A 12,193-nucleotide genomic window follows, 5' to 3' on the forward strand; every position below is an offset into this window, starting at 1 on the left:
ATATACATTATGTAATTTTCGATGCTAAGATCTGTTATAGCTCTCAGTATGATATGAGTGATTCTCTTTTAATAATTATTTTTTAAATAGTTTGTTGGTTCATCAATTTCTTTAGGATTGATATCTACAATTATTTTTCCGTTTTTTAACAGAATAATCCGATCTGATATTTTTGTTAAAAAATCCAAATTGTGAGAAGCGATAATCATAGTAATACCCATATCTCTAACTGATTGTAGTAGTTCCACAACGTCGACTATTGTTGCTACATCTAAACCAGACGTTGGCTCATCGCATAATAGAATCCTTGGATTCATCATTAAGCTTCTGGCAAGCGCAACCCGCTGTTTTTGCCCACCGGATAGATTACTAGGGTAATCATTTTTTTTAGAGGCAATACCCAAAGACTCAAGTAGTGAATCACTTTGATCCTGAGTTTTGTTTTTAAGTTTGGGAGCATATGTAAGATTTTCCCAGACAGTCATATGTGGGAAAAGTTGAAAATCCTGAAATACAAAACCAGTACTATCATTGCATTCAATGCTACCAGAATCTAAAACTTCGAGTTTTTGTATACAACGTAACAATGTTGATTTACCACTACCAGAAGGACCAGCAAGACCAACTATAGATTGTTCTATAATCAGGTTAATATTATTAAGTACTGGAATATTATTAAATAATTTACAAACATTATGCATTTTTATCATATATACCTTTCTGTTCAATCTTTTTGCCTATATATTCAATTAGTAATACAAGAGCGTAATAATAAGCCCCAGCAAGACAAAGTGGTATAAAATAAGTAAATTGTTCTGCTGCAAGCATTTGCGCAGAGCGCATAATATCAACACCACCAATAGTAGAGATTAATGCCGTTTCTTTAAGGAGTGCAATGATCTCATTTATCATTGCAGGAAGAATATTTTTAATAACTTGTGGTAATATAATATCTCTCCACATATAGAAACTAGGTATTTGTAAAGTTTTAGCTGCTTCAAACTGGTTTTTTGATATAGTTTCAATACCAGCTCGTAAAATCTCAGCAATATAAGCACAGCTATTTAGACCAAATGCTATAATGCCAGCACTAAATATGTTTAATTTAGTTCCTGCAATGGTTGGAGTCATAAAATAAACAACACTTAACTGTAATATAAGGGGGGTGCCACGTATTACAGATATAATTCCATTAATTAATGGAATACAGATCTTATTATATCTGAGTACTGAAAATAACCCTCCTAGACTCATACCTAAAAGCAGTCCTCCAATCAATAATTTTAAAGTAAAGGCAAGGCCTGTTCCAACAAACAAGAAATTAGAAATTAATTCTTGCATCAGTTATCTCCTAGCCATTTTTCTGCTATCTTTTGTATTACACCTTTACTTTCTAAACTTTTTAACGCCTCGTTTATTTTATCCTTTAAATCAGATCCTTTATTCACAGCAATAGAATAACCATTATCTGACTTAGCGATGGCTGACCATGATAGACCAGGATTTTTTTTGCTAAATACTTTACCTTGGAATTCATCAATTAGGACGCTATCAACATGACCAGACTTTAATGTTTCTACAGCTTGATTATTATTGTCTATAGCAATAATTTGAGCTGTTGTAGGAACATGCTCTTTTAGCCAAATTTCCATGACAGTTCCTAGTTGAACGGCTATCTTCTTGTGAGTTAAGTTGTTTATACCGGCTATGGGTTTATTTTTGTGATATAGAATACCAAATTCCCCTGTATAATAACTATTTGAAAAATCAAAATTTTTTTCACGCTCTTCTGTGCTACCAATAGTAGATATAGCAGCATCTACAGAATTACTTTGCAATGCTGCAAATATAGTACTAAACTGCATATCTTTAAATATCGCTTCTTTACCTAACTCTTTTGCTACTAATTGAGCAAGCTCAATGTCAAAGCCAGTAAATTTACCATTTTCATAATATTCAAAAGGTGGATAATCTGCAGAAATTGCAAATCTAATGATATTATCGTGTTTATCTTCCTTGCATCCTGTTAATAGAATACTTATCGCTATAATAGCATTTAAAATGTATTTTTTCATATTACTAATTTATATTCATATTTTATTCATCTTGTGAATATAGACATTAAAAATTGAATAGTCAAGAAATAATGAATATAATTTCAAATATACTTATTACATATTCAATATGAGGAAAATGCATAATGCATGACAACACACTAGGTGAACATATTTTAAATATTATTCAAAATCATGAAATTTTAGAACAGAGCGATTTACAGACCTTACTCAAAAAAAGAGGGTATAACATTTCTCAGGCTACTTTATCAAGAAAATTGAAAGAACTTAAAATTGCCAAAGTTGCTGGTATGTATAAAGTAATTGACATCAACCAATATCGATTACCATTAATACTTAATATGCAAATTTCGGATTTTGGTTTAATAGTACTACACACTCAACCAGGACAAGCTAGCAGTCTGGCTTACTTTCTAGATCAGAAATATGTTATTTATTCATTAAATAATAGCAAAAACATAGGAATTATAGGAACTATAGCAGGTGATGATACAGTATTATTGATCATCAAAAGTAAGGCTGAACTTAACAAAGTATTACAATCAATTTATGAAACATTTCCATATTTAAGTCCTGAATAAGAATGTTGTAAGTTAAAAATGTGATATAAAGGAGATAAGAGGGATTTCTTTGTTTAAATCTTTGTCTTCTTTTTTTCAATATACCTACATATCAGAATGGACAATTCATATAGAATCAGCATAGGTATTGCAAGCCCTACTTGGCTTAATACATCAGGTGGAGTTAAGATTGCAGCAATAATAAAAATTACCACTATTGCGATTCTACGTTTATTTGACAAACTTTGTGCAGTCAGTAGCCCAACTCTCACCATTAATGTGAGTATGACTGGAATCTGAAATGCAGTGCCAAATGCAAACATAAATTGGAGAACGAGGTCTAAATATTCGCTAACTGATGGCATAAACTCTATCGGTATATCGAAGGATTTACCACTGTGTTCGAAGTTGATAAAAAACTTCCAGGCTAAAGGAAATATATAGTAATAGACTACAGTAGCTCCCGTTACAAATAAAACCGGTGTTGCAATTAAGTATGGCAACAACACTGCCCTTTCACTTTTATATAACCCAGGTGCTAAGAACATATAGAATTGCCATGCAAACACAGGAAAAGAGAGCAAAAGTGCACTCATCATTGCAACTCTAAGATACACAAAAAATGCCTCTGTTAAGTCTGTGTAAATTAAAGAAAAACCTTCGCTACCTTTTGTTGCTTCTATTAAAGGTGCGAGTAAAAAACGGTATATATTTTCCTTAAAGTAATAACAAAAACCAAAAGCAACGCAAAAAAATAGAAAGCAAAAGATAACTCTTTTTCTGAGTTCCGCAAAGTGCTCATAAAATGAGGCGTATTTGTTTGAGTTCCAGTTCATACTTTACTATAGCTCAATAATACTATGTCTAACATTCTCAGCGAAAAAGCCCACTCATTGTCATACCACGCTGCAACCCTGCATATATCACCTGTAACATATGTACCAGTTAAATCCACAATTGCACTATAAGGGTTATGCACAAAATCTATTGAGACTAAAGGTTCCTCGCATATAGAAAGTACATTTGACATTGGATAACCCTCTGTCATCCTAGTACCCTCTGATGTCATCCGAGTAGCTGACACTGGGATCCAGAAATTAGATTCCAGCGTCACGCGCTGGAATGACGTAGAGGAGAGAGCTGCATCCTTAAATATTTCATTGATTTCTTCAACGGTCGCTTTCTTATCAGTCGTAAATTTAAAATCAACCATAGAAACATTGCTAACTGGAACTCTGACGGAAGTGCCATCTAGTTTTCCTTTTAATTCATGGATGACAGAACCAATTGTTTTTGCTGCCCCGGTTGTAGTTGGCACCATAGATAATCCGCAAGCCCTTGCTCTACGCAAATCTTTATGATTACCATCAAGAACATTTTGATCATTCGTGTAGGCATGTATAGTAGTCATAAAACCGCTTTTTATGCCTAAACTAGAATGTAGGACTTTCACAATCGGAGCAAGGCAATTTGTAGTGCAAGAACCTGCTGATATCACTTTATGCTCTTTTTCGAGCATATCGTTATTCACACCATAAACTATAGTGACATCAGCATCTGGAACTGGAGCAGAGACAATTACTTTCTCTGCATTGTGCCTTATTGCTTCTTCACGTTTGTTGAATGCACCAGTACATTCAAGTATTACATCAACATTCCAAGGAATATTTTCAGGGCTCCGTTCTCTATACAAAGAAAACTTTCTGCCATTTATGGATAGCCAATTTTGAGACTCATTAAAATCAATATCACCACTGAATTTGCCATGAACAGAATCATATTTAATCAAATGTGCATGCTGCTTTGCACTGAGCGATCCATTGATAGCTACAACTTCTATTTGTTTGCTATATTCTTCTATTTCGAAAATAGCACGCAATACGCCTCTGCCTATTCTACCCAGACCATTAATTCCTACACGAATCGTCATCTCTTCATTCAAAAAATTTAATTATAGAGGATATCACTTGATATTTCATTTTATTCTTTTGCTTTTCTATCGATATGAACATTATAGCAAGGAGACAGGGCTAAAAACTTGCTTGACAAACTCCGCCAGCCCCCTTATCATAGAATTGAAGCTATTTATTTATCTTCGCAATCTGCAGATTAAAACGACAAAGGGAACTTTGTATTTGGCGTAAATCATGCTTAATTTTTTGCACTATGTGCACCTCATGTCTTTATAAAACTTCTGGGTTTCTACCTATACAAGCCGAAACGCGCTTATAAAGCGTTTAAGACATCAAAAGACGTCAAATAGAACAAGGGAGAATTTGAATACTAGCTACCCTAGGTTTTCTTTGCCTTTTTTTCTGCTTAGTAAATTTTTTAATGTTTATAGCTAAAAGTTAGTTGCAGTTTAAATGCAGCTGAGTCGCGGTTACTAAGTGTAAAAAACATAAAAAAACGCCAATACTGAAAATAGACAATGACTAGGGTTTCTTTTGCCTTTTTTTCGTTTGGTAAGTTTCTTAATATTCATGGCTAAAGATTGCACGAATGTTGCAATTACAAAAGCGTTTCTACTAGGAGGGTGTCATCCCAGTGCTTGACACTGGGATGGCTTTGTTGCATCGCTACTTATGAAAGGCTAACTATAGTTAGGATTATAAGCAACCTATTGAAAATCTTGTTTTTTTGCAATCAATCTGATCAAATTTAAGAATAGTAATTTGTTATTTATATTAATAAATTTAATTCTATTGAAAATAGCTAAAGCATTGAAATTCTTGAATTTTAGCCGGATTGGTAAATGGTAGTGAAATTTCTTTTACTCAAATTTAGGTATTCATTGACCGTTCTTGTTATAAATACCAGAATAATAAGCTACTGATATTCGCTATCTTTTTTATCTTTAATCCATCATAGCTAGCGATGCAACAAAGCCCACTGGGATCCAGGAATTTTATTAAGTTGGTAAGCATAAAAGTAGCCATTTTACGTTACAATACAATGTTTTGATGATTATGGAAGGGCTGGATCCCAGTGTCACGCACTGGGATGACAAAAAAGAGGCTACTCGGATGACAAGAAAGGAGCACTGCTATTATAGAGTGAAATGAGATCCCAGTGTCAAGCACTGAAATGACATCATAGGGGCTTGCATGACATCATTCTTTTTCTTGGATCCAAGTAGTCAGGGCACTGGGATGACATCATAGAGGCACTAGGATGACACCTTGACAATCGTCATTCCGCTACTTGTTAGCGCCGCGGTGGTATGACGTAGAATTTTATAACCCAGTGTCCAATCTGGATTCTAGTTAGCGTTTTTAGTAACTAAGAAAAGTGCTTCCCCCTTTTAGAGCACTGCATATAATAGAATTATATCGCAGTGCATTGCGAAACAAAATTCCCAATACTACAGGAGGCTTTATGAATAAGAAATTTCTCTATTCACCATTGTCAATAAAAAGTATAGAAGAAAACGGTGTATTTTCTGGTTATGCTAGCGTTTTTAATATAGTTGATAAACAAAATGATCTGATATTGCCTGGAGCATTTAAGGAAAATTTAAACAGAAATAAAATAAAACTCCTTTGGCAGCACAATCCAGGTGAGCCTATAGGTAGCATCATAGATATTTGCGAAAATGATGTTGGCCTGTATATAACCGCACACTTACTTTTGGGCATCCAAAAAGCAAAGGAAGCGTACTTAATGCTCAAAACTGGAGTAATCAATGGACTTTCCATCGGCTATATACCTATAGAGTATGATGTTGATCATAAAAGCGGAGCTAGAGTGTTAAAACAAGTGGAATTATGGGAAGTCAGTTTGGTCACTTTTCCTGCAAACTTGGCTGCTCAGGTAATCAATGTGAAAAATCAGAACAATGAACAGGAAGTGTTAGCAAGAGCGATAGAAAAAGCAAATGCTGTACTTGCAGACATGTACATTTCTGCTTAAAGTGTATTAGGCGGGCAAAGACTTTACCATAATTTTACACCTGTGTTAGTATTTATTTAACATTTATACTAATATATATAACTTTATTACTATTAAAATTTTCTGTAAATTAAAGTTAAAAAATGAGGTAATTTTATGCTAAATATTAATAATAAGGTTAATTATGAAATTAATATTAAGCGAAAGGAAAAAAAATACAGCTGGTCTACTGTATTTGCTTGGTTATATCTAAAAACGATTGGACGAATATTGCCCAAGAGATGGAATAGATGGGCAGAAAATATTTTGTACTACGATAAAACTACTGCAAACAATGAAGTTCAAACTGATGCTTTTAAGACAATAGATGGAAGTGTTCAAGTTGACTTAAAACCTGAAGTTGTAGAGAAAGAGAGCCAAAGTGTAGTGATAAACAAAGATGGAGGGGTTCAGACTGATGGAGTAGCATTGATAACAGAGGAAGATGATGAAGCATTAGAAGAACAGCTGGAGGGCATAAATCAGGAATTAGAACTTGAACGTTTACAAAATGCTTCCTTAAAAGAAGAAAATAGAGAATTACGATCTGCAATTGAAGGACTTGAAAAGAGTTATAAGGGACTTACAGAAGATGCAGGCGAACGAGAAGAGGAACTAACCAAATACAAACAAGATAAAAAAGCAATGCAGGATAAAGTTGATGAACAACAGAAAACTATATTTGATCAATACATGATAATAAGAGAGCAAGGAGAAGAAATTGAAGCTACTAGGAAAGATAATGAAAGTCTGCAAGCACAAATAATAGAACTTAAGAGTAGGTTAAAGGACAAGGAGGATAAATTAATTGAATTGAATCAACAATGGCAAGCTAGCAAATTAGTGGCTTTACTTAAATCACAGACTGATAAATTGTGTCAGGCTAAAGACAAAAATACTGAATTAGAAAATAAAGTCAGTGACTTAGGTCATGAAAACAAAGCTCTACGATTAAGTGTGAATACATTGACTGCTCAATTGGGTGAAATGGAGAACTTGGGGAAGCAATTACAAAGTGTTCAAGAATCTAAACAACAATTGGAGATTGATTTAGAAGGTCAATTGAAAGCTGACACTAAGAAACTACAGGAAGCAAAAGAAGGTCAATTGGCTAAAAAGGCAGGTGCAGTGAGTACAGTATCTACTGCAAAATCAACTCTTTCAAAATTACGAAACTTGCCCAATAAGCTTTCTAGGGATAAGGGTCTCAATAACTTTTTATCTGGGAAAAACGAGGAGTTAAAAAAAGGTTTTCCTGAATTTAAAGAGAAACACTTTTGCCATAACGTGCTTAATGAAACTATAAAGTCTCTATCAAATCAAGATGATGGCAAATTTGAAAGCAGTAAGCTGCTTGAATTATTAGAAAGTAATTTGAAACAATCCGCAAGGGAGATCATAGAAGCTAAGGTTAAAGAAGTTGTCAACGAACATTGTAACATTGGAAAAAATATGGGTAAAGAACTACGAGATGACACGTTAAAAGCCAAGTTGTCACCTTCTGTTAGAAAATGCGTAAAAAAATTAGAATTTAACAAACAAGAAGGGGTAAATAAGATTGTAGACTCTATCTTGCACAGCTTTAATAGCAAGAATAATAATAATAACGACTCAGTAGAATTACTTAAAGAAATTGTTGTGAAAGAGCTAGTAGAAGCTAGAATGAGATTTTTTTTAGATAAGATTCAAGAGTTACAACTGACATCAAGCATAAGAGATAAATTTTTATCTACAGATCAGGGAATATGTAATCAAACTCAAGGAGGAGTAAACGAATACCAATTAACAGAAAAAGCTAAAAAAGAATACACACCTAATTCCTCGATGAGTCACACTAATACTGTAAGCATACATTCATTGAACAGTCGGAAAGCAAGTTAAAGTAGGCTCTTAGCATAAAGCACCAGCTCCTCTTTTGTTAAAGTGTAGGAGCTGTCTTCCCAATGTTGTTTTAGCAATTCTAAGTTTTTACCTAAACTTTTTCCTGGCTGGTGACCTATACTTATTAAATCATCGCCAGATAAAGGAAATTTTGGAATATTGAATGTATTAGCAAATGAAATGTATTTGTCAATATTTTCTCCAGACTCAACACCACAAATTTTTATTAAATCACAATATAGTTCTCTACCAAATAAAGATATGTACTTTTTTTGCTCTTTTTCCGAAAGCTCTGTTTTGATATCGTTGGATAGTAAAAATAGCAGCTTTTTCTTTTGCTTGTTCGAAAGACGTAAAAATTTGCTTACATATTCTCCAAGACTTAGCCTGTCATTTTTGGTGGTCCTAAGAAGTAACGCTAATTTTACTAGTGCATCAGTGCCCAAAAGAAGTGACGAAGACAGAATTTCGCATTTTACTTCTTTTGGGATAATCTTTTGCAAAACATCAGATTCTTGCATGCTCTTAAGTGTTGGAAAAGGATCATTGCACTCCAGCAATTTAAGTATTTCATCTCTTATTCTCTCTCCAGAGAGGTTTTGAATCATATGCGAATGCTTTTTGCATACGCTTAGTATTTCATCACTCAAATCTCCGGCACATATTTTTGCATGAAAACGAAATGCTCTTAAAATACGTAGATAGTCTTCTTTAATTCTATCTTCAGCGTTGCCTATAAAGTTTAACCTTCGCGCTTTTAAGTCCTCTATACCACCAAAGTAGTCATATATATGGCCATGCTTATCTGCATACAGAGCATTAAATGTAAAGTCGCGCCTTGAAGCATCCGCTTGCCAATTATTGGTAAATTCTACTTTTGCATGCCTACCATCACATTTCACATCATGCCTTAGTGTTGTGATCTCAAAAGATCTTTGATTTAGAACCGCAGTGATAGTTCCATGTTTTAAGCCAGTTGGAATAGTTTTTATATTACGGAGTTTTAGCGCTTTAATCGTTTGATTGGGAAGCAAATTAGTAGCTAAATCGATGTCGTGAACATCACGCTGCAAAATTGAGTCTCTCACACATCCGCCGACAAGCCTAGCCTCACCGCCAAATTCCTCTATGGCATCAATAATTAAACTAGTCTCATGGTCAACTTGCATTTAGGTTAGTACGTACTGCAAGTTCATATTATATGAAATGCTTGCAAAAGCCCTATATAAAAATATACAGAGCTATGAAGATTTATTTTACACTTCCAATTGTGATATTTGTTGTTGATGAAATGTTTTTTCTGTTCTTGATTCCTCCATACTACATCTTGGTGAGCTTGAAGGGTTTTGCTTCTCAGAGCGCTCTATGCGCTGCTTTATATCACTAACGCACTGCCCTACAACATCACCAATTTTTCCATCAGCATTTTCTGCCAATAACTTATCAAATCCCTTTTCAACCTCTGCTCTCTCAGAGATATCCTTTGAAAGGTTACAATATTCTAAGATCTCGTCTAGCTGCAGTTTTTTTGCTAATAGGAAATCTTCTTGTTCTTGCTCTTGTTTAAGTTTGGTTTCCTCTTGCAGTTGTTTTGCTAAACTTTTATTTCTATCAAGCAATGGTTCGAAATGCAATCCGCCTTTGTTTATTATATGCACAATACTACTATCATCATAATCAACTTTATTGTATTCACCTGCACTTTTTGAACCTGAATTGTCTATTAATTCATGCAAAGACAGATCTTGGTTATCAACAGTCTGGTTCTCTATAACATGTAGCTTTACCTTATACTTTTCACAAAGTATTCTGCCTTCAACGTCAGGATCACCCCACCTACTGTTACGCATAATGTCTGCTGTATAATCATCTACAGTTTCACTACGGTGCTGGCCATTGTTATCATGACTATTGACAATTGCATTTGTAAACCACTTTGGCGGATTCTTTTGCGCAAATTCCCTACAATCATTTCTTAATTTTTCGACAGTAACTTGCTCTCCTGTCTGTTGTTCTAGACTTTGCCTGAACGAGTCAAAAAAACAGCTTCCATTACCAATTGCTTGTCCTACATAGAAATTGTCAGGGTAAGGGTTACTATTTAAAAGAGTTATTTCTTGCCCTGAGATCCTGGGCCTTTTTATTCCAACCTCAACATCATGAAAGTCACTTGGTAGTTTCCGTTTCTTAGCTGTAGTCATAGTTTTACCTCAATTTAAGCTATATATTACTATACCAACAAAATTGTCAATAAGCGACTAATTAAGTATAGCAGAAATTTTTAAATTATGCAATAGTTATAATTTTACATAGCAAATATGAGTTTTAACTGCGGTATAGTTGGGTTACCAAACATAGGAAAATCAACCTTATTTAATGCGCTTACAGAGTCAAGTGCAGCCGAAGCTGCAAATTATCCTTTTTGCACAATCGAGCCAAATATAGGCAAGATTTCGATAAAAGATCAACGTTTGAAACAAATCGCAGCAATTGCAGGCTCAGAGAAGGTAATCTACAACCAATTAGAAGTTGTAGATATTGCAGGTCTGGTAAAGGGTGCGAGCAAAGGCGAAGGGCTTGGCAATAAATTTTTAAGCCATATCAGAGAAGTTGATGCCATCGTTCATCTGCTCAGGTGCTTTACGGATGACGATATCAGCCATATACACAGTAAAATAGATCCAATATCAGATGCTGAAGTGGTAGAAATGGAATTAATCCTAGCTGATATTGATAGCATAGAAAAAAGGCTTCCTCAATTGGAAAAGAAAGCAAAGCAAGGTGATAAAGAGCTAAAGAGACAACTTGAATTAATGCAAGAGGTATTAGCTACTTTAAAATTAGGTAAACCTGCAAGAAGTTTGGAGAATATCAATGAAGATGAGATGAAGTTGCTTCAATTGCTGACAACAAAGCCCGTTATGTACGTTTGCAATGTTGAAGATACAAATGTTATAACTGGCAATGAATTATCTAAAAAGGTAGAGAGGATGGCGGAGGAAAATAAAAGCAAATTTTATTGCATTTCAGCAAAACTCGAAGCAGATATTGCAAATCTTGATAGTGAAGAGGAAAAACAGAGTTTTTTATCAGAATTTGGCTTACAAGAATCAGGCCTTGATGGAGTAGCGCGTATTATGTATGAAGTGCTGAGTATGATAACTTTCTTTACTGTGGGCCCCAAAGAAGCACGGGCATGGCCAGTAAAAATAGGGTCAACAGCCGATAAAGCAGCAGGTGTAATCCACACTGATTTTGAGAAAGGCTTTATAAAAGCAGAGACAATAAGCTTTGCAGACTACATAAAGTATGGAAGTGAATCAGCTTGCAAAGACGCAGGAAAAATTCGCTTTGAAGGCAGAGATTACATCGTGCAAGATGGTGATATAATGCACTTTAGGTTTAATGTGTAGTTTATTATGCAGCCACTTATTTAAAGTTAAGTTTTCTGGATCCCAGTGTCTGGGCACTGGGATGACAGGAGAAGGAGGCTACTTGCATGACACCATTCTTTTTTCTGGATCCCAGTGTCTGGGCACTGGGATGACGAGAAAGGAGCACTGGGATGACATCCTCCCTAGCGGAGATTGCTCTCAAATCACAATGTTCGTACAGTAAGCACTGACCACTTTGCTTCAATATTTGCGATGCCCCTGAACAGATACAAAAAATCTATTGTTTTTTATAAATTAAATCCTAAGGCATTTTTTACTGTAGATTAATCATTTGATTATAGTATCATTTTAA

At 34.6% G+C, this 12,193-nt stretch carries 11 protein-coding genes; 4 read left to right on the forward strand and 7 right to left on the reverse strand.

Annotated features, from left to right (window positions below):
• Positions 1 to 68: 68 nt before the first annotated feature.
• From ABWU31_RS04160 to ABWU31_RS04170, 3 genes are read right to left on the reverse strand one after another with little or no spacing between them, the layout of a single operon-like run.
• Entirely contained in the window at positions 69 to 710 is a 642-nt protein-coding gene (locus ABWU31_RS04160; protein ID WP_077188144.1) for an amino acid ABC transporter ATP-binding protein, read from the reverse strand.
• Complete coding sequence (locus tag ABWU31_RS04165) at positions 694 to 1,341, reverse strand: amino acid ABC transporter permease (protein WP_077188143.1); 648 nt, start codon at positions 1,339 to 1,341, stop codon at positions 694 to 696. The genes ABWU31_RS04160 and ABWU31_RS04165 overlap by 17 nt, the downstream gene beginning before the upstream one ends.
• A complete protein-coding gene (locus tag ABWU31_RS04170) occupies positions 1,341 to 2,075 on the reverse strand; it encodes a substrate-binding periplasmic protein (RefSeq protein ID WP_077188142.1) in 735 nt (244 codons plus the stop codon). The genes ABWU31_RS04165 and ABWU31_RS04170 overlap by 1 nt, the downstream gene beginning before the upstream one ends.
• 125 nt (positions 2,076 to 2,200) lie before the next feature.
• Here ABWU31_RS04170 and ABWU31_RS04175 point away from each other — a divergent pair, with 125 nt between their 5' ends.
• A complete protein-coding gene (locus tag ABWU31_RS04175; RefSeq protein ID WP_064125001.1) occupies positions 2,201 to 2,656 on the forward strand; it encodes an arginine repressor in 456 nt (151 codons plus the stop codon).
• A gap of 53 nt (positions 2,657 to 2,709) precedes the next feature.
• Here the strand turns inward: ABWU31_RS04175 and tatC are convergent, their stop codons facing one another.
• Both tatC and ABWU31_RS04185 read right to left on the reverse strand, forming a co-directional pair.
• Complete coding sequence (gene tatC / locus ABWU31_RS04180; protein ID WP_006279807.1) at positions 2,710 to 3,471, reverse strand: twin-arginine translocase subunit TatC; 762 nt, start codon at positions 3,469 to 3,471, stop codon at positions 2,710 to 2,712.
• Positions 3,468 to 4,565: a type I glyceraldehyde-3-phosphate dehydrogenase gene (locus ABWU31_RS04185; RefSeq protein WP_077188141.1), complete on the reverse strand. Its 1,098-nt coding sequence runs from the start codon at positions 4,563 to 4,565 to the stop codon at positions 3,468 to 3,470. The genes tatC and ABWU31_RS04185 overlap by 4 nt, the downstream gene beginning before the upstream one ends.
• 1,448 nt (positions 4,566 to 6,013) lie before the next feature.
• Here ABWU31_RS04185 and ABWU31_RS04190 point away from each other — a divergent pair.
• Together ABWU31_RS04190 and ABWU31_RS04195 are read left to right on the forward strand one after the other, a co-directional pair.
• Entirely contained in the window at positions 6,014 to 6,547 is a 534-nt protein-coding gene (locus tag ABWU31_RS04190) for an HK97 family phage prohead protease (RefSeq protein ID WP_077188057.1), read from the forward strand.
• A 135-nt stretch (positions 6,548 to 6,682) separates the two neighbouring features.
• The gene (locus ABWU31_RS04195; protein ID WP_353271100.1) at positions 6,683 to 8,446 is read left to right on the forward strand and encodes a hypothetical protein; all 1,764 of its coding nucleotides are present in this window, start codon (positions 6,683 to 6,685) and stop codon (positions 8,444 to 8,446) included.
• Here ABWU31_RS04195 and ABWU31_RS04200 read toward each other — a convergent pair.
• Positions 8,443 to 9,615 carry a CCA tRNA nucleotidyltransferase gene (locus ABWU31_RS04200; RefSeq protein ID WP_006279937.1) on the reverse strand — a complete coding sequence of 391 codons (1,173 nt, stop codon included), beginning with the start codon at positions 9,613 to 9,615 and terminating at the stop codon, positions 8,443 to 8,445. The two genes, ABWU31_RS04195 and ABWU31_RS04200, sit on opposite strands and share 4 nt — an antisense overlap.
• 87 nt (positions 9,616 to 9,702) lie before the next feature.
• Positions 9,703 to 10,647: a hypothetical protein gene (locus tag ABWU31_RS04205; protein ID WP_341810499.1), complete on the reverse strand. Its 945-nt coding sequence runs from the start codon at positions 10,645 to 10,647 to the stop codon at positions 9,703 to 9,705.
• Between the two features lie 117 nt (positions 10,648 to 10,764).
• Between ABWU31_RS04205 and ychF the strand changes: the two genes are divergently transcribed.
• On the forward strand, positions 10,765 to 11,859 hold the full coding sequence (gene ychF, locus ABWU31_RS04210) for a redox-regulated ATPase YchF (protein ID WP_010962597.1): 1,095 nt from the start codon (positions 10,765 to 10,767) through the stop codon (positions 11,857 to 11,859).
• Positions 11,860 to 12,193: the final 334 nt, after the last annotated feature.

This window comes from Wolbachia endosymbiont (group A) of Alloplasta piceator, assembly GCF_964028505.1.
Classification (GTDB): Bacteria; Pseudomonadota; Alphaproteobacteria; order Rickettsiales; family Anaplasmataceae; genus Wolbachia; species Wolbachia pipientis.